Source organism: Nonomuraea corallina (genome assembly GCF_027620315.1).
Lineage (GTDB): Bacteria > Actinomycetota > Actinomycetes > Streptosporangiales > Streptosporangiaceae > Nonomuraea > Nonomuraea corallina.
The window spans coordinates 14,127-37,943 of the sequence record NZ_JAPNNL010000019.1; the positions used below are offsets into that span (position 1 = coordinate 14,127).

Genomic DNA, 23,817 nt, shown 5'->3' on the forward strand with positions numbered 1-23,817 from the left:
GGGGCCGTTTCCGTGAGCAGCAGTTCGGAGTTCTCCGTCTCCGGGCCGGTCTACGACCGGCGGGGCCCGGTGCGCTGGCTCTGGTCCCATGTGCGCAGTCACCCGCTCCACCTGACGGGGTTCCTCGGCGGGTCGCTGGTCATGGTGGTGCTCAACGCCATGGTCCCGCAGCTCATCGGCTCGGCCTTCGACGCGGTGCTGGGCGAGCGGTCGGCGCTCGGCGCGATCGCGCTGGTCACGCTGGCGGTGGTGCTGGCCCGCGGCCTGTTCGACGTGGCGGCGCGGCTGTCGGGTGAGGTGCTGGCCAAGCGGCTGGAGCGTGACGCCCGCGACGAGCTCTACGTGAGCCTGCTGGGCAAGAGCCAGACCTTCCACAACCGCCAGCGGATCGGCGACCTGATGGCCCGGGCCGCCAACGACATCCGGCAGCTGTCCATCATGATCTCCCCGGGCGTCGACCTGATCGTCGACTCCGGACTGTCCGGCCTGGTGCCGCTGTTCTTCATCGCCATGATCGACCCCCGGCTGCTGCTCGTGCCGGGCGTGTTCGCGGTCCTGTTCGTGCTCGCGCTCTGGCACTACATGCGCCAGCTCAACCCGGTGGCGACCCGGATGCGCGAGCAGTTCGGCGATCTCAACGCCGGGCTCAACGAGGCCGTGCGCGGCATCGAGGTCATCAAGGTCACCGCGCAGGAGGCGCAGGAGCGCCGCCGCTTCCGCGCCCGGGCCCGCCTCTACCGCGACTCGTTCGTACGCAACGGCCTGGTGCAGGCCCGCTACCTGCCGACGCTGCTCTTCGCGGCCGCGATGGCCGGGGCGCTGTGGCACGCGCTCGCGCTGCAGGCGGCGGGCCAGATCACGATCGGCGACGTGGTGGCCTTCATGGGGCTGATGGGCATGCTCGGCTTCCCCACCCAGATGTCGATCTTCACGTTCTCGCTGGTGCAGCTCGGCATCGTGGCCGCCCGCCGGATCCTGGCCATCGTCAACGCCGAGACCGAGCTGGAGCAGCCGGCCGAGGGCCACGCCGCGCCCATCACCGGTGAGATCGTCTTCGACGACGTGACGTTCGGCTACGAGGGCGGCGACCCGGTGCTGCGCGGGGTGTCGTTCACCGTGCGGCCGGGCGAGACGGTCGCCGTCGTCGGCGAGACCGGCTCCGGCAAGAGCACGCTCACCAAGCTCGTCCCGCGCATCTACGACGTCACCTCCGGCCGCGTCCTCGTCGACGGCGTCGACGTGCGGGAGTGGGACCTCGACTCGCTGCGCTCCCAGATCTCCGCCATCGAGCAGGACATCGTGCTGTTCTCCCGCTCGGTGGCCGAGAACATCGGCTTCGGCCTGGGCCAGCGGGCCGGCCGCGACGACGTGGTGCGGGCCGCCGAAGACGCGCAGGCGGCCGAGTTCATCGGCGAGCTCGACGACGGCTACGACACCGTCATCGGCGAGCGCGGCGTCACCCTCTCCGGCGGCCAGCGCCAGCGGCTGGCCATCGCGCGGGCGCTGCTGACCGACCCGGCGATCCTCGTGCTCGACGACTCCACCAGCGCCGTCGACTCCGCCACCGAAGACCTGATCCAGCAGGCGATCGGCCGCCTGCTCGACGGCCGCACCACCCTGCTGATCACCCACCGGCTGTCCCAGATCAGATGGGCCGACAAGGTCCTGCTGCTCAAACGCGGCGAGCTGGTCGACTTCGGCACCCACGACGAGCTGCTCGGCCGCAGCCCCCTCTACCGCCGGATCTTCGCCCACTACGACGAGGCCCTGCCGGGCGAGGGCGACGCGCCCGTGCTGGCGGGCGAGCAGGGGAGGGCCTCCTGATGGGCTTCCTGATGGACGGCCTGGAGGCCGAGGACTACGACCGCACCTACAACGACCGCGAGCTGCTGCGCCGGATCCTGTCCTACTTCCGGCCCAAGTTCGGGGCGATGCTGGTGGTCGCCGCCATGATCGTGCTGGGGTCGCTGGGCCAGGCGGCGGTGCCGCTCGTGGTCAGCTGGGGCGTCGACGCCGTCCAGGACGGCACGATCGGCGACGCCGCCTGGCTGCTCTCCGGGGCGCTGCTGCTGGCCGGGGCCCTCGGCTGGGTGTTCAACTTCTTCCGCCAGTGGTTCAGCGCCCGGGTGACCGGTGACGTCGTGCTCCACCTGCGTGAGGACGCCTTCGACGCGGTGCTCCAGCGCGACCTGTCGTTCTATGACGAGACGCCCTCGGGCCGGATCGTCAGCCGGGTGACGTCCGACACCGACGACTTCGCCACCGTGTCCACGCTCACCATGGACCTCGTCAGCCAGGTGCTGATGGTCGGGTTCGTCACGGTCCTGCTGTTCCTGCGCAGCGTCGAGCTGGCCCTGCTGACGCTCCTCGTGGTGCCGGTGGTGATGGGCCTGGCCCTGCTGTTCCGGCGGCTCGCCCGCGCCACCACCCGCAGGGCGCAGCGCTCGCTCAGCCGGGTCAACGCCAACCTGCAGGAGACCATGGGCGGCATCGCGGTGGCCAAGAGCTTCCGCCAGGAGCGTCAGGTCCACGACGAGTTCCTGCCGATCAACCGGCAGAGCTACCAGGTGACGCTGCGCCAGGGCTTCGTCTTCTCGGCCATCTTCCCCGTGCTGTTCCTGGTCGCCGGGCTGGCCACGGTCGCGCTCGTGCAGCTCGGCGGCACGGCCGTGCTCGACGGGCGGCTCTCGGCCGGAGACTGGTACCTGTTCCTCCAGGGCGTAGCGCTGTTCTGGTTCCCGCTGACGTCCATCGCCGCGTTCTGGTCGCAGTTCCAGCAGGGCCTGTCGGCGGCGGAGCGGGTCTTCGCGCTGATCGACGCGCCGCTGCGGGTGGTGCAGACCGGCGCGGAGCCGGTCGGCAGGCTGGCCGGCCGCATCGAGTTCCAGGGCGTCACCTTCGGCTACGACCCGGCCAGCCCGGTGCTGCGCGACTTCGACCTGCGGATCGAGTCGGGCGAGACGGTCGCGCTCGTCGGCCACACCGGCGCCGGCAAGTCCACGCTCAGCAAGCTGATCACCCGCTTCTACGAGTTCCAGGAGGGCCGCCTGCTCGTCGACGGCCGCGACATCCGCGGCCTCGACCTGGGCGACTACCGCCGGCAGATCGGCGCGGTGCCGCAGGCGCCGTTCCTGTTCAGCGGCACGGTGGCCGACAACATCCGCTACCCCAGGCCCGACGCGACCGACGACGAGGTCCGCGCGGCGGCCGAGGCGGTCGGCGGCGGCGACTGGATCGACGCCCTGCCCCAGGGCCTGGCCACCGACGTCGGGGAGCACGGCCGGGCCCTGTCGATGGGCCAGCGCCAGCTCGTCGCGCTGGCCCGCCTGCTCGTCCAGGACCCGGCGATCGTGGTGCTCGACGAGGCCACGGCCAGCGTCGACCCGCTCACCGAGGCCCAGATCCAGGAGGGCCTCGACGTGGTGCTCGCCGACCGCACCTCCATCGTCATCGCCCACCGGCTGTCCACGATCGAGCACGTCGACCGCATCATCGTGCTCGACCACGGCCGCATCGTCGAGGAGGGCGACCATCTGACGCTGCTCGCCAGGGGCGGCCGCTACTGCCAGGTCTACAACACCTACTTCCGCCACCAGTCGCCCCACTACCGGGCGGGCAGCGGGTTCGTGCCCCTCGGCTCGTCCTGACCGGCATCCCCCGGCTCGTCCGCCCCGGGCCGGGGGTCACAGCGTGGTGAGCACCTCCTGCACCCGGGTCTTGCCCGTGCCGAACCGGCCGCTGGCCCGGCGGGGCTCGCCCGCGGCCGGGCGGCCTCTCAGCGCGTCCAGCTCACGCTGCCGGGCCTCCTGGAACGCCGCGCCCAGCGCGGCCAGCTCCTCCCCGGTCTTGCCGCGGGCCAGGATCGGGAGGATCGTCGTCTCCTCGTCGCAGAAGTGCGCCATCACCGACACGACGAGCTGGTGCAGCGCCTGGGTGAGCTCGGGCGTCCCGGCGTCGGCCCGCCGCAGCGCGTCCAGGTGGACCTCGGCCTCCTTGTGCTGGGCGAAGCCGTGGTGGGCGTTCAGGAGCGGGTAGAACACGTCCTCCTCGGCGCGGAAGTGCGCGGTCAGCAGGGCGTGCAGCGCGCTGACGGCGGGCCCGGGGTCCTGCTGGTTCAGCAGCAGCCGCTTGAACAGAACCTCGATCCGGCGGTGGTCGGCCTGGACGAGGGAGATGACGTCGTTCCGCACGGTCATGGGCTCGTGGCTACCCGGGCGGCGGGCCGTCAACCGTGCCGCCCGGTGAGGGACCCTTTCACCGCCCGCCGCGGCGGAGTATGAACGAATCACCCGCACTCCCCCGATCAGCCCGCCCGGAGGTGACGGCAGATGCGCCGTCCGAGCCTGGTTCTCTCCGCCCTCGCCCTGGCCGCCGCCCTGCTCGTGCCCGGCGCGGCGGAAGCCCGCACCGGCCCGCCCGGCCCTGGGGACGCCGGTGCTTCCGAGGCGGGGCGGCCGCGGCCGGGGGTGCCCGGCGACCAGCCGCTGCCCGGCTACACCATCGACAACCCGCCGCTCGCGCCCGCGATCGTGCGCGGCGAACCGGCCCGGGTCCTGCAAGGGGTGCACGGCCACGCCGCGTACCAGATCGAGGTGCCGCCGCGCTGGAACGGCGGCCTCGCGATGTGGGCCCACGGCTTCCGCGGCGCCACCCGGGTGCTCTCCGTCGACCCGCCCGGCTACGGCCTCCGGCAGCGGCTGCTCGACCAGGGGTACGCCTGGGCGGCCTCCTCGTACTACGCCAACGACTACGACGTGCGGGCCGGGGTGCTCAGCACCCGCGCGCTGGCCGGCCACTTCGCGCGGCTGGTCGGCAAGCCGAAGCGCACGTTCATCACCGGGGCGTCGATGGGCGGGCATGTCACGGTCCGGTCGCTGGAGGAGTACCCCGGCTTCTACGACGCCGCGCTGCCGATGTGCGGGGTGCTCGGCGACCACGAGCTGTTCGACTTCTTCCTCGACTTCCACCTGGTGGCCCAGGACCTGGCGGACGTGCCTGCGTACCCGTTCCCGGCCGACTACGCGACCTCGGCCGTGCCGAAGATCCAGGAGCGCCTCGGGCTGACCGGGCAGGAGCCGGGCAACACGCTCGGCGCGCAGCTGCGGGAGATCGTGATCAACCGGAGCGGCGGCGAGCGGCCCGGCGCGGACGCCGCGTTCGCGTACTGGAAGGACTTCCTGTTCGGGCTGGCCGGGCCGGACGAGGGCGGCACGCCGGCCCAGCAGCCCGGCCGGGTGGCCACGAACCTCGGCACCCGCTACGCGCCCTCCTCACCGGTGAACGTCAACGCGACCGTGCAGCGGGTGCCGCCCGCCGACCCGGCGACCCGGTTCAGCCGCGCGCTCACCGCCGTGCCGAGCGTGTCGGGGCGGATCGACGTGCCCGTGCTGTCGCTGCACGACCTGGGGGACCTCTTCGTGCCGTTCTCGATGGAGCAGGAGTACCGCACGGACGTGGCCCGGCACGGCCGGACGAAGCACCTGGTGCAGCGGGCGATCAGGGCCGTGGGCCACTGCGAGTTCAGCGACGCCGAGGCCGGCGCCGCCTGGGACGACCTCGTCCGATGGCAGCGCGGCGGCCCCCGGCCCGCGGGCGACGACGTGATCACGCCCTCCGTCGTGGCCGATCCGGACTACGGGTGCCGGTTCACCGACCCGTCGGCCTACGCGACCGGCACCCGCTCGCTGTTCGCCCCCTGCCCCTGACGTGATCAGTCGGCGACCAGGCGGGCCCGCGGGCCTTCCCGCTCGCGCTGGCGGCGCACCACGTACGCGCCGGGCGCGCAGCCCGTCGCCCCGTGCTCCGGGTGCAGCAGGTAGGCCGGGGCCGTGGTCTCGAACATGCCGATGGCCAGCCGTTCGGAGTCGGACGTCCACGGGGTCCACCGGCAGGCGAACGGTTCGGCGACGAGGGTGTGCGGGTTGCCCCCCGCCTCGCCGCGCAGCAGCTCGACGCCGTGTGGAGGCACGTGCTCCCAGCGCTCGGGTGCGCGAGAGCGGCGGACGGACCCGGCGATCATGGCCAGCGGGATGACGATCAGGTCGCCCTGGGCCTGGAGGCCGTCGACGACGGGGATGCGGACCGACCGCTCCAGGTGGTCGAGCGCGGTCAGCCCGGTCTGCGCTTCGAGGGTGGCGAGAGTGACGTTCATGGCATTCACCTCAGGTTCGGCGGAGAAGTCCGGCGTACTGGTCGGCGGACAGCCCGTAGGTCCAGCCGGCGGCGGCGATCGGGTCGTCGAAGTACCACGGCACGGTCAGCCCGTGACGGCGGCGGGTCCCGTCGCGCTCGACGGACCCGTTGACGGCGAGCAGCACCCTGGTGCCCGTGTGCACGTCGTAGAGCCGCAGCTCGGAGCCGGGGTTGCCGGGGTCGGGGGCGGCGGCGACCAACCGGAGCCCGGCCCGGTCGAGGTAGGCGCCCCAGCCGAGGCGCTCGATCGCGCACCGCCTGACCTCGACGTTGCGCTCCCGCGAGATGCGCTCGACGGACGGGTCGGTGATCACCCAGCACGGCACCCGGGTGCCGTGCCAGGCGTACACGTCCCAGCCGTCGGCGAACCGCACGGCCGGGCCGCCGCCGTGGTGCGGCCGCACCTCGCCGCGCTCGCCGCACACCTCGGTGCGCAGCTCGGCCGGGCGTTCCGAGAGCACGCACAGGTCCCGCCGAGGCCACCACCAGCCGCACGAGCGGGCCACCGCGGCCCACAGCCGGGCCTGCCGCTCCTGCGCCCGGCTGAACACCTCGACGCCGCCCAGCCGGCGCAGCGCGTCGTGCCGCGCCTGCCACGCGACGGTCGTGACGTCCTCGTACCAGCTGACGCGCCGGAGCGGACGGCCGTGCGCCGCCTCCAGCACCGGGACGAGCCGGCGCGCCGACCAGGCGAGGGGGTCGTGCACCTCGCGGCGGACCAGTTCGTGGAGCTCCCGGTGGGCGCCCCGGACCGCGGCGTCGATCCGTCCGCCCAGCTCGGCCGCAAGCCGGGACAGGCTCGTGACCACCGGCCAGTGCGGCACCCGGTCGGGGTCCTCGCCGGGGCGCGGCCGGACGCCCGGCGGCAGCGTGGCGAGAGCGGTCAAGGGCGACGACGCCCAGTGGAAGCGCGGCCGGTCGAACCCGGCCAGGAGGTAGAGCTCGGAGATGGCGGCCTCGGCCGCCTGACGGTCGCAGGGCCGCGTCGACAACGCCAGGCCCAGCCATTCTTCGCGGATGGTCGCGGCTTCCCGCCGCGTACGTGCGCTCACCGGCTCCGGGTGGCGCGATCCTTTCTGATCATGTCCGCGATGGTGACAGGCCGGGGCGTCATCTGTCCAGTGGCCGGGAGGAGCGGGGACGGTTGCGTGTGGCGTCCGTCACGCGCTATCTGTGCATTCCTCCACAGATGATCGCCGCAGGTCCCGCCGGAGGTGTGACGATCGGAGTCGTCGGCCCTCCGAGCGATAGGCGCGAGCATGACGAACCGTAAGGCACTGGTGGTGCGCGGCGGCTGGGAGGGGCATGCCCCGGTCGCCGCCACCGAACTCTTCATCCCCTTCCTCGAACGGCACGGCTTCGAGGTGCACCGGGCCGGCTCCCCGGCGCCGTACGCGGACGCCGCCTTCATGTCCGGCGTCGACCTGGTCGTGCAGTGCTACACGATGGGCACGATCGAGCCGGACGAGCTGGCCGGCCTGCGCGCCGCGATCGAGGCGGGCACCGGGATGGCGGGCTGGCACGGCGGCATCGCCGACTCCTTCCGGGCCTCCTCCGACTACCTGCACCTGATCGGCGGGCAGTTCGCCTGCCATCCCGGCAAGGACCCCGCCGAGCCGCACGAGAGCGCCGAGGCGCACAACTTCGTCCCGTACACCGTGAACCTGCTCCCCGAGGCGGGCGCCCACCCCATCACCGAGGGCCTGACGGACTTCGACCTCGTGACCGAGCAGTACTGGGTGCTGACCGACGACTACGTCGACGTGCTGGCCACGACCACGCAGAAGGTGCGCCCGTGGGACCCCTGGCACCGGGAGGTCACCTCGCCGGCGATCTGGACCCGGCACTGGGGGACCGGCCGGATCTTCGTGACCACGCCCGGCCACAGCCTTGACGTGTTGCGGGACGACACCGTACGCACCATCATCGAACGCGGCATGCTCTGGGCGTCCCGGTAGCCCCAAAGAACCTTGGTTCTCGGAACGATGTTCCGAATTGTCCGGCAAATCTCTTCGTATGCCCAGAATGCGTGATTGGTATTCCGCTCACCGCAATGACAGTCCGCCACGCGAAACAGCGTTGAGCCAGAGGGGCCTGCGATGCTCCGGTACGTCGGACGCAGGGTCGCCGGTCTCGCACTGGTCCTGCTGATCGTCCTGACGCTCGTCTTCTTCATGCTCAGAGCCGCCCCCGGCGGTTCCGCCGAGGCCTACCTCGGCATGAACCCCACGCCGGAGAAGGTGGCGGAAGTCGAGCGCAGGCTCGGGCTCGACCAGCCGATCTGGGTGCAGTACGGCACCTTCGTCGGCAACCTGCTGACCGGTGACTTCGGCCGCTCGCTGTTCAGCGACCGCCCGGTCATCGACATCATCGCCGAGCGGCTCCCCGTGACCCTCGAACTCAGCCTGATCGCCTTCGTGTTCTGGGTCGCCGTCGGCCTCTACGTCAAGGGAGTGCTGCCCTCAAGCGGATGGGTGCACTTCGGGGACGATCCGGTGGAGAACCTGCGCACCGTGATCCTGCCCGCCTTCGCCCTCGGCCTCGGCTCGGGCGCCATCATCGCCCGTACGCTGCCCGCCTCGATGATCGACATCGCGCAGGCCGACTACGTGTCGTTCGCCCGTGCGATGGGCATGCCCGAGCGGCACATCCTGCGCCGCATCACCGCACGCAACGCGATCATCCCGACGGCCACGGTCATCGGGCTCACGGCAACGCCCTCGCGGCGGCGGACAGCAAGTTCGAGAAGCTGATCGTCGCCCAGATCCCCATCGCCGCCTACCGCGCCAGGCACCGCCAGCCGGACATCCACTGGGACATGTACCGGCAGATCTTCGAGGGCTACCAGAGCCGCTTCGCGCCCAACCTGTTCACCCCGTACCAGCCGGAGAGCCTGGAGGACGCCGGCCGCTACCTCGACGGCGAGTCCCGCTGGCGCTGAAGCCCCAGCTCCTGGCGGATCCAGTCGACGTCCATGAGGACTCCGTTCCCGGCCTGCACGCTCCGATCGTTGTGCCACTCCATGTCGTCGAGCTGAGTCTCCAGATCCGCCAGGGCCCGGCCGCCCGCGCGCGCCGCCTCCCGCGGGCTCAGGCCCGAGCCGGGGACCGCGTCGATCCAGGACTCGGCCTGGGCGCGCGGCAGCGCCTGGCCGGCATCCCTCACCACGTAACTCTCCACAATCAACTCTCTGGCCCGAGGATGGGGCCCGCCGCCGAGCCGCTCCGCCTTCCTGCGCACCTCGACGGCGTCGGGCGCCACCTCGCGGACCATTCTCTCCAGCTCCGTGAGCCGCTCCACCGAGTTCGCCCGCACCACCCAGTGGTCGCCTTCGTCGGTGACCTGGCCGGCGCTGACGACCTTCCCGCCGACCTCTCGGTGCCACTCCAGGACATCGATGTCGATTTCCACCATCCGGTCGGCCAGCCGCGCCCAGGCCCGGCCGCCCCCGGTCACCTTCAGGACCGCTTCGGCGTCGACGTACTCGTGCCCGTCGCCGTTGCGGACGTACGGCTCGGGCCGAGGTCCGAAGAACTCGGCCAGCTGCTCGGCCGAGTGCTCGCCGGCGAGCAGGCCGGCCAGCTCGGCCCGCTGGTCGCGGGGGACCAGCGTGGGCAGCGCGAGCACGCGAGGCCGCTCGCCGTCGGGCAGGAGCCGGCCGCAGAACAGGTCCAGCCGACGCACCGAGCCGGAGAACTTCCGATCGGGCAGGAACACCGGCTCCCCGTCCGGCATCGGCCGCACGGTCACGCCGGTCCCCTTACGGACCTGGACGACCTCGTAGAGCCCGATCGGCACGTCCAGCCACGACTCGGCCAGCTCACGCTCGTCGGCCCTGAGCCACCCGCCGCGGGCCCGCAGGAACCGCTCGGCGAACCCGCAGTCGGTGAGCAGCAGGTCGAGGCAGAGGAACACGCTGGCGTCGTCGGCGCCGCTGCGGCTGATGAGCAGGCTGAGCGTTTCACGGGCGGGCGCGCGCTGGACGTACGTCGCGAGCAGCGCGTAGAGCAGCTTGGCCCGCTCGGTGATCGGGTGCACGGCGTTGTTCAGGCAGCACAGCTTGTGCTTGCGGCCGGACCCGCACGGGCACGGATGGTTGCGGCCGGTCTTGGTACGGGGCGGGACGAGCAGGTTCCGCATCGCCCTGCGCAACGAGTCGGCGGGCACCAGACCGCTGCGGCGCAGGTAGTCGTCGGCGGCGTGCAACTCGCCCCGGCAGGCGGCGTACTCGCCGGCGTCCGCCAGCGCCGGAACCAGCGCGGGCTGCGCGGCCAGCGCCTCGTGCACCAGGCGCTCCGCCTCGGCCGAGTCGCCGGACCCTTCGGCCGACCTCGCCAGGAGCAGCGTCACCGCCGCCCGCTCCGCCGGCGTCTTCGCGATCGCGCCGAGCTTGGCAAGCTGCTCGCCGAAACGGGCGCCTTCCGCGGCGCGTACCTCCACCTCGTCGGCGACGTAACCGATCACGCCCGGCGTGGCCGTCAGGTAGTCGCGCAGGAGAGTCGGCGCGTGCTCGGGATCCTCCTCGGCCCAGAGCACCAGCATGCCGACGGCCATCGCCCCCGCCACGACCTCCTCCCGGCGCAGTCCGCGTACCCTGCTGAGATCCCACGGCACCCCCGGCACGCCGACGCTGCCGCCGAAGGTCTCCATGCCCGCGCCGCGCAGCATCCGCGCCAGCGGAGGCAGCGGATCGGCGAGCAGTTCCGGGTCCGACCTCAGCAGCGAGACGAGCAACTCGTCAAAGGGCGCGATCGGGCTCTCGCGATCCTCCTCAAGGTAGATCCGCATCGCTTCCGTGGCCGCGAGCAGCATGAAGTCGCGCACCTGACGCGCGCGGCCGGTCTCCTCCGGCACTTCGGCCGCGGAGATCTCCAGGCCGCCGTCGCGGAGCCGCACCGAGAGCACGTCGCCGGGGGAGAACTCCGTCAGCCAGCCGTCCGGCCCCGTCAGCACCTGCCCGATGCCGCCGCGGCCGGGCGGCAGCCCGTTGCCGAAACCGGCCGGCAGGTCGAGGAACGTGGTCGCGCCCACCTGTCCGCCGCCCGCCAGGGGCAGCCCGTCCTGGGCGAACCGCGCCCAGAGCGCGAGATCGTCATCGGCCGCGAGCACTCCGGCCGCCACCTCGGCGGCGCTCAGCTCGTGCAGGAACGCCACCCCGTCGGCGAGCCGCAGCCCGCTCACCCAGTCGCCGCCGGAGTCGGGGCACAGGTAGGGATGCTCGTCCAGGAAGGTACGGAGGACGGAACGCGACACGTTCGCGCGCTCGGCCAGCTTCTCGAAAGGCACAGGCCCTTCGGCTGTGACGAACGCCGTGATCTCGTCGGCCCAATGAGGGGAGTCGCCGGTCATACAGAGAACCGTAGCGCCGCCGTCACAGGTTGATCAGGCCGACGCCGACCAGAGCCAGGCCGATCAGGGACGCCGCGGCCCTGACCGTGTTCCACAGGGTCCACCGCGGCGAGTACTCCTTCCACGGCATCGTCCCGGCGTCGACGGCGTTGTTCATCGGCACGTTGATCACCATGGTGACCAGGAAGGAGCCGACGGCGCTGACCCCGGCCGCGGCGAAGAACCAGATCGCCGCCGGGCCGCCGGCGAACAGCCCGGCCGCCAGCGCCGCGATCGGCGCGCCGAGGAACACGAGGAAGAGCCAGGGGTTGAGGATCTTCCTGTTGATGCTCCGCATCACCTCCTCGGCCCTGGCGGGCTCGACGGCGTCGAGCGCCGGCATGACGGACATGGAGAAGGCGTAGAAGAGGCCGGCGAGCGCGCCGTGCAGCACCAGGGCGATGAGAGGGAGTACGAGCATGGTCACCATGGTGGCCGGGCCGGGGGAAACCGGTCCATGTACAGCCCTCTCAATCACATGTGCGAGCGTCTCGTTCATGGTGGGATATGGCGAATGGATCGAGCAGGACAATTAGTGGGCGAGACGCTGCTTTTCTGCTTTCTCTTCGCCCTGATCACCGGAGGCTTCCTCGCCTTCCACTTCACCCCCGGCGACGGCCTCACCGTCTACGACGGCGCCTACGAGCCGCTGCGGGGCACCCCCATGAGCGACGCCTACGCCTCCATTCTGCGGATCAGCTTCGACGTGGACGGCGGCCTGCGCATGCGCCAGCTGCACCACAAGTCGCTGTTCGTCCTCATCCTGGGGGTCTGCGTCTGGGTCGTGCTCGCCCGGCACCGGTACGCGATCGCGGCGGTGGCGCTGTGCGTGGCCGGCGGGATCGCCGGCTACGCCAGCGCCGACGACGTGCTCAGCGCCTACGTCGCGGGCACGATCTGGTGGTACGCGCTGCACCTGGTGCTGGCGCTGGCCATGATCGCCGTCCTGGTGAAGGCCTCCCTGTGGGAGGCCGCCCGACAGCCGCGGACGCTCGGCCTCATGGCGCTGGCCCTCTGCATCGCCCTGCTGATGATCTGGTGGATCTGATCGCCGTTGCAGTCGGATCCAAGATCGTTACAAGTGGGGTGCGATGGAATCCTTCCCATGAGCATCGAGAAGAAGTCCGGCGCCTTCGCGCGCGCCGGCCGCCGCATCGCCGCCCTGACGGTGATCGCCGCGGCCTCCCTGTCCCTCGTCGCCGGCGCCGCCCAGGCCCGCCCGAATGACGGCTGGTACCAGTGCTGGGTCTCCGACCACGGCTGGATGTGGTGCAAGGACGTGTAGAACGTCCACGCGGCGCCGCGTCCGGAACCGTCGTTTCCATGGGGGGAGCGTGACGTCTCCGGCGCGGGGATGACGAACAGGCACGAACCTCGTCAGCGAGGTTCGTGCCTGTCGCGTTTGCGGGGTCATCCGATGTGCAGCGCCTCCTTCGCGAGCATGCGGTAGAGGTTCGGGGTGCCTTCGGTGGTGATGACCTCGACGACGGCCCGCGGGTTGCGGTCCTCGACGGCTTCCCGGATGAGCGCGTCCGCCAGGTCGCGGCGCGAGGTGAACCGGCCGACCATCTGCGGGGGGCCGACGGTGTAGTCGGTGACGCCGTCGCGGTCGAACAGCCCCGAGGGACGGACGACGGTCCAGTCGAGGTCGCTGCGCGCCACGATCTCCTCCGCGCGCGCCGCGTCCTCGTACAGCGGACGTCCCAGCTTGACCAGCCACGGCGCGATCACCTTGCGGTAGAAGAACGTCTCGCCGGGCGGGGGTTTCATCGGCACCCCGGTCGAGGTGACCATGACCAGCCGCCGGACCCCGTGGGCGGTCATGGCTCCTACGATGGCCCCGACGGCCTCGGTGGCCATGGTGGTGTCCGCCGAGCCGTACGGGACCCCGAGTGTCGAGATCACCGCGTCGTGCCCGGCCACGACCCGGTCCACGGCCGCGCCGTCCCGCACGTCCGCCTTCACCACGGTCAGCCGGGGATCTTCCAGGGGGAACTCCTCCGGACGCCGGGCCACCGCGGTGACGTCATGCCCCTCGGCGAGCGCCTGGGCGGTGGCGATCCGGCCGGTCCGGCCGTTGGCCCCGAAGATCACAAGTCTCACGTACGCACCTCCGCTAGCTTGGCCGTCGTGGCGTCTGTGTTATGACGCCACTGATATTGATTATAAGCACCGTAAAGCGAAGTGGAGGATCATGAGTGAGGAGCAGGGGCGGCGCCGCTACGAATCGTTGCGCCGCACCACCCAGGCGCTGGAAACCCGGGCCGAGATCGCCCGAGCCGCCCGTACCCTCTTCCTCACCCGGGGATGGGCCCAGACCACGGTGCGCGACGTGGCACGCGAAGCCGGAGTCTCCGTGCCGACCGTCTACTCCACGTACGGCAACAAGACCGGCCTGGCTCGCGCCCTCGCCGACGCCGCCGACCTGAGCGGGGACGTGCCGCACCTGCTGGCCGAACTCGAAGACCCCGCCGCGGACCCGGCGCGGCAACTCGCCGCGATGGCCGGCTTCGACCGCCGGCTCTACGAGCGCTCGGGCGACATCATCATGCTCGTACGGGAAGCGGCCCGCACGGAGCCGGACCTGGCCACCCTCTACAGCGACGGCCGCCGCCGCGCCGACGAGACCCGCGTCCAGGTGTTCTCCTCCTGGCCGGACGGCGTCCTGCGGTCCGGCCTGGACGTGGCGACCGCCGTCGACGTCTACGCCGCCATCTGCAACATCGACGTCTACGCCGTGCTCACCGGCGAACGCGGCTGGTCACCCGACCGCGTCGAAAACTGGTGGGGCGACGTCCTGGCCCGCGAACTGCTGGTGAAGAGCGGGCCGTGAGTCACCCCATGTCGCGGTAACGGAGGGCGGCGGCCAGCGCGGTGCGCAGCTCGTCGGCCCCGGCGGGGGAGCCCGGGTCATCCGCGGAGATCCCGGCGCCCTGCGGCGCGTGCGCGTACGGCACCACGTACGCGGCGGTGTCCCGCTGGAACCGCCACCCCTCCGCCAGCGGCCCGACGTCGACCACGTCGAACCCGAGCGTGTCCAGCAGCTCGGTCGCGGCGGCCTTGGCGCCGGCGTCGTCCCCCGCGATCGGCAGCGCCGTCCGGTCGGCGGCGCCCGCCGGGCGGGGGAGCGAGGCCAGGTGCTTGAAGTAGATGTTGTTGAAGGCCTTGACCACCTTGGCCCCGGGCAACCGCCGCTGGAGCAGCTCGCTGGTCGTGGTCTCCTCCGCGTCGAGCTCCGGGATCTGCCCGTCGCGCTGCGGATAGTAGTTGCCGGTGTCCAGCACGACCTTCCCTGCCAGTGGCTCCGCCGGCACCTGGCCGATGCTGCGCAGCGGGATCGTCACCACCACCCAGTCGCCGGCGGCCGCGGCCTCGGCCGGCGTGGCGGCGCGGGCGCGCGGGCCGAGCTCCTCGACGAGCGAGGCCAGGGTCTCCGGGCCGCGGGAGTTGCTCAGGACGACGTCGAGCCCGGCGTCCACGGCCAGGCGGGCGAGTGTGCCGCCGATGTTGCCACTGCCGATCAATCCAAGAGTTGCCATGCCCGCGACAACCCCGCCCGCGCGAGGCCTGTTCCCTACCATGCAGGAGGGTTACTGCTCGTTTACCTATCGCGTAAGGAAGCCGGCCAGCGTGCTCCGGTTGCGCTGGAGGTCGTCGATGCGCTCGTCCATGGACGCCAGCTCCCCGTTGAGGATGTCCCACAGCTCCGCGCACCAGTCGAACTCCGGCCGCTCGCCCCGCGCGCACGGCAGCACCGTACGGATCACCTCGGTGGACAGACCCGCCTTCAACAGCGCGCGCACCTGCCGCACGGTGACGACGGCATCCTCGCCGTAACGGCGGTAGCCGTTGGCGGCGCGGCTGACGTCGAGCAGCCCCTGCTCCTCGTAGTAGCGCAGCATCCTCGGGCGCACCCCTGTCAGCCGGGACAGCTCCCCGATCAGCATGAGTTGACCTTTCCATCGGTGTGAAGCCATAACGTCGCCTCGTCGAACGGGCATTCCGGCCCGCGTCATCACCGCTGGAGCAAGCCATGTCCTCTTTCGTCGCCCACCGTGACGGCCGCCCGGCGACCGCCGCAGAACTCGCGCCGCTCGCCTTCGCGGGCTACGCCCACTTCACCGCCATGCAGGTCAGGGGAGGTCGCGTACGAGGTCTCGACCTTCACCTGGAGAGGCTGCGATCCGCCTCCATAGAGCTGTTCGGCCGGGCGCTTCCCGATGATCAGGTTCGGGCCCGGCTGCGGTCGGCCCTCCTGGCAGGCCCGGCCGACGTCTCGCTGACGGCCACCGTGTACTCCCCGGCGGGCGAGTTCACCGCGACCGACCTGGAGCCTTCGCTATTGGTACGCACCGGCCCGCCCGCGTCCGGCCCCCCGGGACCGCTTTCGCTGGCGGCGGTCGAGCACGAACGGGTCCTGCCCGCCGTGAAACACGTCGGCGAGGTGGCCAAGACGTACTTCCTGCGCCAGGCCGTCGCCCGCGGCTTCGACGACGCCGCCTTCGTCGACCGCCGGGGCCGCCTCAGCGAAGGGTCCATCTGGAACCTGGCCTTCTGGGACGGGGCGGCGGTGGTGTGGCCCGAGGCCGAGATGCTGGGCGGCACCACGATGGCCATCGTCCGCCGCCAACTGGACCGCCTCGACGTCCCCCAGCGGGTCCAGGAGATCAGGCTCACCGATCTGCCGGAGCTGGCAGGGGCCGTGGTCATGAACTCGTGGACGCCGGGGGTGCCTGTGCAGCAGATCGCCTCGACCACTCTGCCTGAAGCGCCGTTTTTCGTACGAATGCTGCACGAGGCGTACGAAGGTGAGCCGCTCAGTGCTCCTTAGGCCGTCCGCGCGTCCTTACGTTGGTCTTCCGCTTCGTCGAACAAGTCGTCGAGGGTCTGGGCAGTGACCGCGCGGATGATCCAGGTTTCGAGTCGGTCCAGGTCGGTGCAGGCGGTGATGCGGGCCCGAGTGTCGTCGGGAAGCGTGAAGCCACGGGTTTCGAGCACGAGCATCACCAACCGAGCGGCTTCTTCCACCCTGCCCTCTGCTTCGACCAGGGCTAGGCCGTCTTTGAAGCCGCGGCCGTAATGTTCGCGTGCGAAGGGACTGTAGACGGGCCAGGCGGTGGACTTCATGCCGTGGGCCTTGACCGACAGGGCCGAGAGGGCGGGCTGAGCCGACGCTTCACGCGGATCCGTGATGACCGGGATGTCGTCCAGCACCAGCACGTGGGGGTGCAGGCGGTAGCCGGGCAACCCGGAATCGACCGGCGTGGCGTAGTGGGCGGCGACCCCTCGGTCGGGGCAGATGACCAGGACGGTGACGTCGCAGCGCAGCAGCAGCCACAGGGCGACGGCATAGCGGGCGAGCTGTCTCGGGTCCTTGGACTCGTCGTGCTGGATCTCCACGACGATGGCGTGCGCGGGCTCGTCGGGTGGTCCTAGGACGACGACCACATCAGCTTCGAGATCACCTGAGGGGAGGTTGTTGAACGCGCTGTCCGCGACGCGGATCAGCGGAGTGGTGGGCATCTCCACTCCCTTGAGGTCGCGCAAGATCTCCACCGCCAGCTCGGGCCGGTCTTTGACCAGCTGGATGAGGGCGTCATGTCGGGGGGACGGCATGACACTCATTGTGACACTTCAATTACTTTAAGTGTTCATCGGGTCGCGTCCTTGACCGCCGGAGCGGGCTCCGACGCCCGCCCGTGGCTGATCGACCCGAACGAACCTCCGGCCCAACCCGTCATATCCGGATATGAAGCGATTCGCTATGGCGAGTGCGTGGCTGGCAGGGTTCCTCCTGGTCATGCCGACGGCGGGTCTGGCCGTGGCGGCCTCGTCGCTTGCACGAGCCCGCGGCTTTCCTGGGCTGGTACCTGGCGCTGCTGGCCCTGGCCTACATCCTGGGCCTGATCCTCCTCGCGCTGATCGGCCTCTCGCCCGCCTGGCTGCGGGCGCTCGTCACAGCGGTGCTGATGTACGTGATCGCGCTCGCAACGCCGCTCACCAGCGCCATGGCGAGCTTCCCGATCCACGTGATCAGGTGCGGAGGGCTGCCGCTCGTCGCCACGAACTTCGCCGCCGGCTATACCTACCGGATGCCCGGCAGCGACTTCTACGTAGTGACCCCGCTGGACAGCCGCTTCTTCTGCACCGAGGACGAGGCCCACGCCGCCAGATACCACCTATGGCCAGAGCCTTGACCGCATCCGTTGGAAAGCGGCTGTGGTCGACGCATCAGACGGGCGAGAAGTGAGCGGAACTGCCGCTTCAGGGCCAGCCAGCTACACGCAGCGTTACGATGAGCGTCGTTCAACCAGGACGGACGCGCGCTCGGCGATGCAGCCCTGGCCGCCCTCTGATCGCAGTCGGGAGTGCGAAGATGGTCGTCATGAGCATGAAACGGCAGGGCGAAGTCTTGAACGAACTGGCCGAGGCCATCAGGCGCATGCGCATTCCAGACTCTCCCCGCATCCAGCAGGCTTCGGTCGAGCCGTATCTTGACGCCGATGGCGAGGCGGCACTCAAAGCCCTCATCATTGTCGACGACTCGGGCGACGAGCAAGGATGGTCGGCCGAATTCACTCATGCGCTGCGAAGGCAAGTGAACAGACTTGCCGCCGAGCGGCACATCGATGAGCACGTGTACGTCACACTGTTCACTCGAGAAGAGTTCGAAGCCCGGGAAGACGTGGACGAGTCGGTGGAAGGCAACAGCACGAGCACCATTGACCAGACCCTGATCCGGGACCAACAGGACAGGCCGTGAGGTGAGATTTCAAGGCAGACGACTATCTCCATCTAGCCGATACCCTCGCGGGTCGTACCGCAGGGCGCGGCCGTCCTCGGACCGCCTACCTGAGGCGTGCCACCTCAACTGCCTACTACGCGCTCTTCCATGAGCTTGTCCAGCATGGCGCACGACGCGCGGCGAGGAACGGGCCGATCGAGCATCAGCAGGCCATCGGCCGCTGGTACGCCCACGGCAACTTCAAGAAAGCCGCCCGATGGGTGGAGGACATTGCGGCAGGCCGCACGCCACCCAACCCTGTCCGGCTCCTTCTGATCGATCCGCTCACCGGGAGCGTGCCAGCGGATTTGGAAGTGCTGGCCAGCGCGTTCAACGAGCTTCTGGAAGCTCGACACGGTGCGGATTACGACCCTGCCTTCGACGCAACCCGTCTGGGTACTCTCGGTCACATCAACACGGCTCGTTCCGGCATCGAGGCCATTAGGCGAATGGACAAGGCCGACCTTCATCAGTTCGACATGTTCCTCCTGCTCGCTCTCGGTGGCGACCGCATGATCAAGAACAGTTAGGCAAGCAAGATCCGGAGCCTTCGGTGTCATAAGGCGCGAAACTCCAGGGCCATAAAGATGTCAGGCTGCGACCCGGGTGAGAAAGTCTCGCAGCTCAGGGTCCACCGCGTGGATCACCGTGCCGCGACGTCGTCATCGGCGACTGGGCGCGACCGTGGAACGTCAAGAACGACCGCGCCGTGGGTGACTGCCCGCCCCGGATGTACTGGGCCAGCGACCCGAACGGGTTCGGGCAGGTGGGCTGCGTCTACACCGCCCAGGGCTTCGAGTACGACTGGAACGGCGTCATCCTGGGCCCGGACCTCACGGTCAGGGACGGGCGGCTGGTCACGGTGCGGGAAGCGAACAAGGACCCGGCGTTCAAGAGCCGCAAGCGCGAACCTCCACCAACCGCTTCACCCCCGCGGCCAAGCGCACCGGCCGCAGTCAGCTCGACGAGCTGATGTCCGCGGCGCGGGTGCCGGTCTTCCTCCTCGACGACCACCAGGTGGCCCGATGGCGTGGGACGACGAGGACTTCGAGCTGCGGCTCGCCGGCTCTCCGCACGAGCTCGAAGGGTTCCTCGGCGCGCAGCCGGGCACCGCCCGCATGACCGCCGGCTTCTGCTGGGTTGCGTGGCGGCAGCGCCGGTTCGGCCCGTGGCGCGGCCTCGTTCGTGCGCGAGCAGATCGGCGCCGCTGGCTCCGACGCCCGCCCGTGGCTGATCGACCCGAACGAACCGTCGGCCTGACCCGTCATATCCAGATATGAAGCGATTCGCTGTGGCGAGTGCGTGGCTGGCAGCGTTCCTCTTGGTCATCCCGACGGCGGGTCTGGCCGTGGCGGCCTCGTCGCTGCACGAGCCCGCGGCTTTCCTGGGCTGGTACCTGGCACTGCTGGCACTGGCCTACGTCCTGGGCCTGATCCCCCTCGCACTGATCGGGCTCTCGCCCGACTGGCTGCGGGCGCTCGTCACAGCGATGGTGATGTACGTGATCGCGCTCGTCACACCGCTCACCAGCGCCATGGCGAGCTTCCCGATCCACGTGATCAGGTGCGGCGGGCTGCCGCTCGTCGCCACGGACTTCGCCGCAGCCAAGAGCTACACCGTGCCCAGCAGCGAGTACTACCTGGTGACCCCCCTGGACAGCCGCTTCTTCTGCACCGAGGACGAGGCCCGCGCCGCCCGCTACCACCGATGGCCGGTGCCTTAGCTGCCCTGGGTGAAGATGATCTTCGACTTCGAGCACGACCCGGTGGGCTGCTTGGCGGTGCCCCGGCAGACCTGGACCTTGATCTGCAGCACGTACCCGTAGGTCCTGCGGAAAGTGCCGACGCCGGGCTTGCAGTAGTAGAAGCCGTGAGTCTTCCAGCGGCCGTTCTTCGCGCTCTGGGCGCGGAGGATCACCCAGGAACAGGCCTTGCCGGGGACGTCCCGCACGTTGCCGGAGACGACGAAACCGGACTGGCCCACCGTCACCCTGCCCCAGGCGCCGGCCTTGGCGTCAGCGGAGTACACGGTCCCCCACTTCCAGGACGTGGGGTCGGCCGCGGCCGGGGAGGCCAGAGTGAGGGGGAGGGCCAGGGCGGCGAGGAAGGCGAGCAGGCGCATGAGAGAACTCCGGGACGATACGTAACGTGATCACCTCTAGAGATAGGCTGCGCGCCTTGCGATCCGCTTGAAGCCGGCTGTGATCAGCGAACCGGACCGACGAGCAAGCCCTCTGAGGACCGGAAGATCGCCCTACACTGACGATCGTGGACTGGATCGAGCGGGTCGCCGAGATCCGGCGCTGGACCAGAGGCGGCGAGCGCGCGCCGCACAAGCCGCTCCTCCTCCTGTACGCCCTGGGCCGGTTCCAGCGTCACGGCAACCGGCCGATCCCGTTCAGCGCCGCCGAGGCCGAGCTCAAGACCCTGCTCAAGGAGTACGGCCCGCCCCGCGACACCAGCCCCGGCTACCCGTTCCACCACCTGACCAGCGACGGTCTCTGGCTGGTCGAGACCCTGCACGGCCCGGGCAGCCCCGGCCCCGAGCTGGGCCGGTTGCGCGACAGCCAGGCCACCGGCCGCCTCCACCCCGACCTGGCCCGCGCCCTGTCGGAGGAACCCGGACTGCTGGGACGGATCGCCCGCTACCTCCTCGACGCCAACTTCGCCCCGTCCCTGCACACCGACCTCTGCATGCTGGCCGGCCTGGACCTGGAGACGGCGGAGACCAGCGGCGAGGTCAGGAAGCCGCCGCCCGTCCGCCGCGGCCCGGCGTTCCGCGACCAGGTTCTGATGGCGTACGAGTACTGCTGCGCGTTCTGCTCGTACGACGGCTGGCTGGACGGCGCGGCGGTGGGCCTCGACGCGGCGCACGTCCGCTGGTGGGCCTTCGACGGCCCGGACGACCTGGCCAACGGGCTGTGCCTGTGCGCGATCCACCACAAGCTGTTCGACAAGGGCGTCCTCGGGCTGACCCAGGAACGGACCATCACCGTCTCGGCCAGGTTCGTGGGCCGGTCCCCGGCATCCCGCGACCTGGTCCTCTCCCTGGCCGGACGCCCGGCACGGGAGCCGCAACGAGGCATGGACGCGGTCGAGCCGGACCACATCGGCTGGCACGTCCGCCAGGTCTTCCGCACACCCGCCCGCAGTTGATCGTCCGAACGAACGGTCGGCTCGACCCGTCAAATCCGGAGATGAAGCGATTCGCTGTGGCAGGTGTGTGGCTGGATCGGAAACGATCACCATGTTGCCGTATTGGCGTGTCTGCAGGCTGATTGGACGACCTGGCCATGTTCGACGTGGGGTCCGTTGATCGTCAGATGTGGCCGAGTTACCGCTTTGGATGAATGAATCGTGGCTCTACTGAGAGCCCGGGTCCTCCGGATTACGAAGCGCGTAGTTTGATACTACATCTATGAAATAGGTTCAGAATGTCTGATTTCTAGTACGTATCATATAATTGAGACAGATCCGATATCTGGTCATGCGGCTGACCGGATTCCTGCTTCGCCTTCGGGCCCCCTCGCGGCTGCCTTCGTTTCTAATGCCGGATGAGATGTAGCGGCTTCCAGTGTGTCGTTTCGTCAGCCTAGGGCTGGCATGCTATGGGTGCACCCTGGTCGGCGCGTGTGTATACGCGCGAGGTTCTGGATCTGCGGAACGGGTGCGCTGCTCTGATTTTCCTTGAGGTCGAGACGTGGCAGTACTTGGAGCATGAGCGCCTTCCTCGATGATGAGTGTTGAGTGGTTCGCACCCGCTGTCGGGCCCCAGGTATCCGCTGGCACTTGAACCCCCTCGCGGCGCCAGGGGATCGATGTGCCGGTCTGCAGTTGAGGCACTGATGCCACCACTCGCCGTGCGGGGCGGACGCTGTGATCTAGGCAGGTCACGCTGTCCATAGGGAGTCGACTGGACGATGTCCGAGGACCTGCGTGTTGGTGTGCGGCTGTACGTTGGTGGACCGATATTCATCCAAAGGCTGGCGCCAAAAGGAGTGAAGGTAATGTTTTGAACCTTACGTGACAGGCTGCGGCCAGTTATATAGGCTCAAAGCCATGCCGGAATCCGATTCGTCCTACGTGCGAAGCCGTGTTTGCCGTGAGGCTGAGAAGCCCTGGCTCTGCATAGCGGACGAAAAGGTGCTCACTCAGTTCTCCCGGAATGAGAACAAGTATCTGGATGAGCCGCGATATGATCGGGAGCGCGAATTGTCCCTTTTGACTGGGAAGCTCATGGTCGAGCAAGCGGCTCGCTACGTACTTCGTTCCGTAATTGCTAGAGATATCGAGCGTGCCAGCGTAAGGTACACGACGGCGGGGGAGCTACGGAAGGTGGGGTTTGCCGTCCTGCATACCCCAGGTCGCATTTCCGCAGGTTGCGACGGCGATCTGAGCCACGTCTCAGTGATCTGGCCGGCTGATGATCCCATCCAAAGACAGGACATCCCTTGGGATCCCGACGTGACGGAAAGCTTCATCCGATGCTTCAATGGGTATGGAGACGAGCGGAGGTAGGGGCGGTGAACCTAGACTATCTGATCAAGAGGGGTCTTCCTCCTTGGCGCCCGCGACCCGAAGCATCCGATCTAGACGTGTGGCATGAGTACGAGATCCCGCTAACGGGCACGTTTCATCTCAACGGAGATCTCATCCTCTTTACGCAAGTAGCTGCTGCGACCGAAGAGCGAAGCGCGTGGGCGTACGTGTGCATCGACCCAGTTGATGCTGACTCCGTAGAGAACGCCGTTTTCGCCTCGCTGGATGAGATGGACGCGTTTGTTGAAGACAGGTTCGCCGGCCGAGAGGTAGTGATCGCCCTTGCGGACAGCGACGAGCTCATCGGCCTCTGGACGAGAGAGATCATCAACTCCGGTGGCCTGCCGCAGGCGCTTGAGAGTGCGCTGAATACGGTGATCAAGAGCGTAAACAGTGTGGATGGGCAAGAGCGTCGCATCCGGGTGAAGCTGGCAGGGGTTGAGGCGGCGAAAGCAGAACTCGACGTGCTGTCGGCTTGAAAGAAGAGGACATAGGCGCCGCTCTCTCCCTGGAGAGGGCGGCGATTTCGTGTGAGGCACAGCGTCAGACGGCGTCCACCTCCGGGGCGCCGACCTCGACCAGGGCTTGTGGCAGACGGTGAGCGCGGAGGACGCGTACGCCTTCGTGTCGCTGCTCCAGGAACAGAACCACCTGGCGGTGATGCCGTGAGCCGTCCGCCCCTGGACCCTGAGTGCCTCGGCCTCCACGTGCCCACACATATCTCGCGTTCGAGCTCTGCACAGCCTTCGGCCTGTGGTTCGTCCGACGCCTCCCCGTCAAGGACCTCGGGGACATCGTGGACAGCACCTGGACGTCCCGCGCGGCCGAGAAACTGTGGCTGCAGATCGTGACCGGCCGCGCTCGGTGACGCAAACAGGCCGACGAACCCCCACAACCAGAAACCCCGGCGGTGGT

The 23,817-nt window shown here is 69.6% G+C and carries 27 protein-coding genes and 1 pseudogene; 17 read left to right on the plus strand and 11 right to left on the minus strand.

The genetic code is table 11. The features are described 5' to 3' along the window. Positions 1-12: 12 nt before the first annotated feature. Positions 13-1,824, plus strand: coding sequence for an ABC transporter ATP-binding protein (locus OUY22_RS07580; protein WP_270154080.1), 1,812 nt, complete (start codon positions 13-15; stop codon positions 1,822-1,824). Continuing rightward, complete coding sequence (locus OUY22_RS07585) at positions 1,824-3,647, plus strand: ABC transporter ATP-binding protein (protein ID WP_270154081.1); 1,824 nt, start codon at positions 1,824-1,826, stop codon at positions 3,645-3,647. Before OUY22_RS07580 ends, OUY22_RS07585 begins: the two co-directional genes overlap by 1 nt. Before the next feature lie 36 nt (positions 3,648-3,683). Here the strand turns inward: OUY22_RS07585 and OUY22_RS07590 are convergent, their stop codons facing one another. Beyond that, positions 3,684-4,196, minus strand: coding sequence for a hemerythrin domain-containing protein (locus tag OUY22_RS07590; protein WP_270154082.1), 513 nt, complete (start codon positions 4,194-4,196; stop codon positions 3,684-3,686). A gap of 132 nt (positions 4,197-4,328) precedes the next feature. Here OUY22_RS07590 and OUY22_RS07595 point away from each other — a divergent pair, with 132 nt between their 5' ends. Beyond that, complete coding sequence (locus OUY22_RS07595; protein WP_270154083.1) at positions 4,329-5,705, plus strand: alpha/beta hydrolase family protein; 1,377 nt, start codon at positions 4,329-4,331, stop codon at positions 5,703-5,705. A gap of 5 nt (positions 5,706-5,710) precedes the next feature. Here OUY22_RS07595 and OUY22_RS07600 read toward each other — a convergent pair whose 3' ends face one another. Further along, a complete protein-coding gene (locus OUY22_RS07600) occupies positions 5,711-6,151 on the minus strand; it encodes a hypothetical protein (RefSeq protein WP_270154084.1) in 441 nt (146 codons plus the stop codon). Between the two features lie 10 nt (positions 6,152-6,161). Beyond that, positions 6,162-7,244 carry a DUF6745 domain-containing protein gene (locus tag OUY22_RS07605; RefSeq protein ID WP_270154085.1) on the minus strand — a complete coding sequence of 361 codons (1,083 nt, stop codon included), beginning with the start codon at positions 7,242-7,244 and terminating at the stop codon, positions 6,162-6,164. Positions 7,245-7,451: 207 nt separating this feature from the next. Between OUY22_RS07605 and OUY22_RS07610 the strand changes: the two genes are divergently transcribed. From OUY22_RS07610 to OUY22_RS07620, 3 genes are all read left to right on the plus strand, one after another. Further along, complete coding sequence (locus OUY22_RS07610; protein WP_270154086.1) at positions 7,452-8,150, plus strand: ThuA domain-containing protein; 699 nt, start codon at positions 7,452-7,454, stop codon at positions 8,148-8,150. A 141-nt stretch (positions 8,151-8,291) separates the two neighbouring features. Beyond that, complete coding sequence (locus OUY22_RS07615; RefSeq protein ID WP_270154087.1) at positions 8,292-8,945, plus strand: ABC transporter permease; 654 nt, start codon at positions 8,292-8,294, stop codon at positions 8,943-8,945. A gap of 65 nt (positions 8,946-9,010) precedes the next feature. Further along, the gene (locus tag OUY22_RS07620; protein ID WP_270154088.1) at positions 9,011-9,133 is read left to right on the plus strand and encodes a hypothetical protein; all 123 of its coding nucleotides are present in this window, start codon (positions 9,011-9,013) and stop codon (positions 9,131-9,133) included. Here the strand turns inward: OUY22_RS07620 and OUY22_RS07625 are convergent. Further along, positions 9,103-11,541 carry a YecA family protein gene (locus OUY22_RS07625; protein WP_270154089.1) on the minus strand — a complete coding sequence of 813 codons (2,439 nt, stop codon included), beginning with the start codon at positions 11,539-11,541 and terminating at the stop codon, positions 9,103-9,105. The two genes, OUY22_RS07620 and OUY22_RS07625, sit on opposite strands and share 31 nt — an antisense overlap. Before the next feature lie 22 nt (positions 11,542-11,563). Then, positions 11,564-12,001 (minus strand): anthrone oxygenase family protein, encoded by a 438-nt coding sequence (locus OUY22_RS07630; RefSeq protein ID WP_270154090.1) that lies wholly within the window; start codon positions 11,999-12,001, stop codon positions 11,564-11,566. A 114-nt stretch (positions 12,002-12,115) separates the two neighbouring features. Between OUY22_RS07630 and OUY22_RS07635 the strand changes: the two genes are divergently transcribed. Both OUY22_RS07635 and OUY22_RS07640 read left to right on the plus strand, forming a co-directional pair. Next, on the plus strand, positions 12,116-12,628 hold the full coding sequence (locus OUY22_RS07635) for a hypothetical protein (protein ID WP_270154091.1): 513 nt from the start codon (positions 12,116-12,118) through the stop codon (positions 12,626-12,628). Between the two features lie 57 nt (positions 12,629-12,685). Beyond that, positions 12,686-12,865, plus strand: a complete 180-nt coding sequence (locus tag OUY22_RS07640) for a hypothetical protein (RefSeq protein WP_270154092.1) — start codon at positions 12,686-12,688, stop codon at positions 12,863-12,865. A gap of 125 nt (positions 12,866-12,990) precedes the next feature. On the opposite strand, the gene OUY22_RS07645 is transcribed toward OUY22_RS07640, so the two are convergent. Beyond that, a complete protein-coding gene (locus OUY22_RS07645; RefSeq protein ID WP_270154093.1) occupies positions 12,991-13,683 on the minus strand; it encodes an NAD(P)-dependent oxidoreductase in 693 nt (230 codons plus the stop codon). A gap of 91 nt (positions 13,684-13,774) precedes the next feature. Between OUY22_RS07645 and OUY22_RS07650 the strand changes: the two genes are divergently transcribed. Next, positions 13,775-14,413: a TetR/AcrR family transcriptional regulator gene (locus tag OUY22_RS07650; protein ID WP_270154094.1), complete on the plus strand. Its 639-nt coding sequence runs from the start codon at positions 13,775-13,777 to the stop codon at positions 14,411-14,413. A 1-nt stretch (position 14,414) separates the two neighbouring features. Here the strand turns inward: OUY22_RS07650 and OUY22_RS07655 are convergent, their stop codons facing one another. Together OUY22_RS07655 and OUY22_RS07660 are read right to left on the minus strand one after the other, a co-directional pair. Then, positions 14,415-15,119, minus strand: a complete 705-nt coding sequence (locus OUY22_RS07655) for an NADPH-dependent F420 reductase (protein ID WP_270154095.1) — start codon at positions 15,117-15,119, stop codon at positions 14,415-14,417. Positions 15,120-15,185: 66 nt separating this feature from the next. Continuing rightward, positions 15,186-15,527: a MerR family transcriptional regulator gene (locus OUY22_RS07660; RefSeq protein WP_270154096.1), complete on the minus strand. Its 342-nt coding sequence runs from the start codon at positions 15,525-15,527 to the stop codon at positions 15,186-15,188. 86 nt (positions 15,528-15,613) lie between these two features. On the opposite strand from OUY22_RS07660, the gene OUY22_RS07665 reads away from it, so the two are divergent. After that, positions 15,614-16,411 (plus strand): aminotransferase class IV family protein, encoded by a 798-nt coding sequence (locus OUY22_RS07665; RefSeq protein ID WP_270154097.1) that lies wholly within the window; start codon positions 15,614-15,616, stop codon positions 16,409-16,411. Here the strand turns inward: OUY22_RS07665 and OUY22_RS07670 are convergent. After that, on the minus strand, positions 16,408-17,196 hold the full coding sequence (locus OUY22_RS07670) for a hypothetical protein (protein WP_270154098.1): 789 nt from the start codon (positions 17,194-17,196) through the stop codon (positions 16,408-16,410). The two genes, OUY22_RS07665 and OUY22_RS07670, sit on opposite strands and share 4 nt — an antisense overlap. A gap of 221 nt (positions 17,197-17,417) precedes the next feature. Here OUY22_RS07670 and OUY22_RS07675 point away from each other — a divergent pair, with 221 nt between their 5' ends. Further along, the gene (locus OUY22_RS07675) at positions 17,418-17,777 is read left to right on the plus strand and encodes a hypothetical protein (RefSeq protein ID WP_270154099.1); all 360 of its coding nucleotides are present in this window, start codon (positions 17,418-17,420) and stop codon (positions 17,775-17,777) included. A 188-nt stretch (positions 17,778-17,965) separates the two neighbouring features. Further along, positions 17,966-18,343: a hypothetical protein gene (locus OUY22_RS07680; RefSeq protein ID WP_270154100.1), complete on the plus strand. Its 378-nt coding sequence runs from the start codon at positions 17,966-17,968 to the stop codon at positions 18,341-18,343. 104 nt (positions 18,344-18,447) lie between these two features. Here OUY22_RS07680 and OUY22_RS07685 read toward each other — a convergent pair whose 3' ends face one another. After that, positions 18,448-18,924 (minus strand): hypothetical protein, encoded by a 477-nt coding sequence (locus OUY22_RS07685; protein ID WP_270154101.1) that lies wholly within the window; start codon positions 18,922-18,924, stop codon positions 18,448-18,450. Between the two features lie 95 nt (positions 18,925-19,019). Here OUY22_RS07685 and OUY22_RS07690 point away from each other — a divergent pair. The 3 genes and pseudogenes from OUY22_RS07690 to OUY22_RS07700 form a co-directional block, all read left to right on the plus strand. Next, a pseudogene (locus OUY22_RS07690) lies at positions 19,020-19,337 on the plus strand (DNA/RNA helicase domain-containing protein); the annotation flags it as partial. Between the two features lie 52 nt (positions 19,338-19,389). After that, a complete protein-coding gene (locus OUY22_RS07695) occupies positions 19,390-19,644 on the plus strand; it encodes a hypothetical protein (RefSeq protein ID WP_270154102.1) in 255 nt (84 codons plus the stop codon). Continuing rightward, entirely contained in the window at positions 19,641-20,087 is a 447-nt protein-coding gene (locus OUY22_RS07700) for a hypothetical protein (RefSeq protein WP_270154103.1), read from the plus strand. Before OUY22_RS07695 ends, OUY22_RS07700 begins: the two co-directional genes overlap by 4 nt. Here OUY22_RS07700 and OUY22_RS07705 read toward each other — a convergent pair. Further along, the gene (locus OUY22_RS07705; protein WP_270154104.1) at positions 20,084-20,485 is read right to left on the minus strand and encodes a hypothetical protein; all 402 of its coding nucleotides are present in this window, start codon (positions 20,483-20,485) and stop codon (positions 20,084-20,086) included. The genes OUY22_RS07700 and OUY22_RS07705 overlap by 4 nt on opposite strands. 146 nt (positions 20,486-20,631) lie before the next feature. On the opposite strand from OUY22_RS07705, the gene OUY22_RS07710 reads away from it, so the two are divergent. Together OUY22_RS07710 and OUY22_RS07715 are read left to right on the plus strand one after the other, a co-directional pair. Continuing rightward, the gene (locus tag OUY22_RS07710; RefSeq protein ID WP_270154105.1) at positions 20,632-21,519 is read left to right on the plus strand and encodes a phosphorothioated DNA-binding restriction endonuclease; all 888 of its coding nucleotides are present in this window, start codon (positions 20,632-20,634) and stop codon (positions 21,517-21,519) included. 1,367 nt (positions 21,520-22,886) lie between these two features. Beyond that, entirely contained in the window at positions 22,887-23,381 is a 495-nt protein-coding gene (locus OUY22_RS07715) for a hypothetical protein (RefSeq protein WP_270154106.1), read from the plus strand. Positions 23,382-23,817 lie beyond the last annotated feature (436 nt).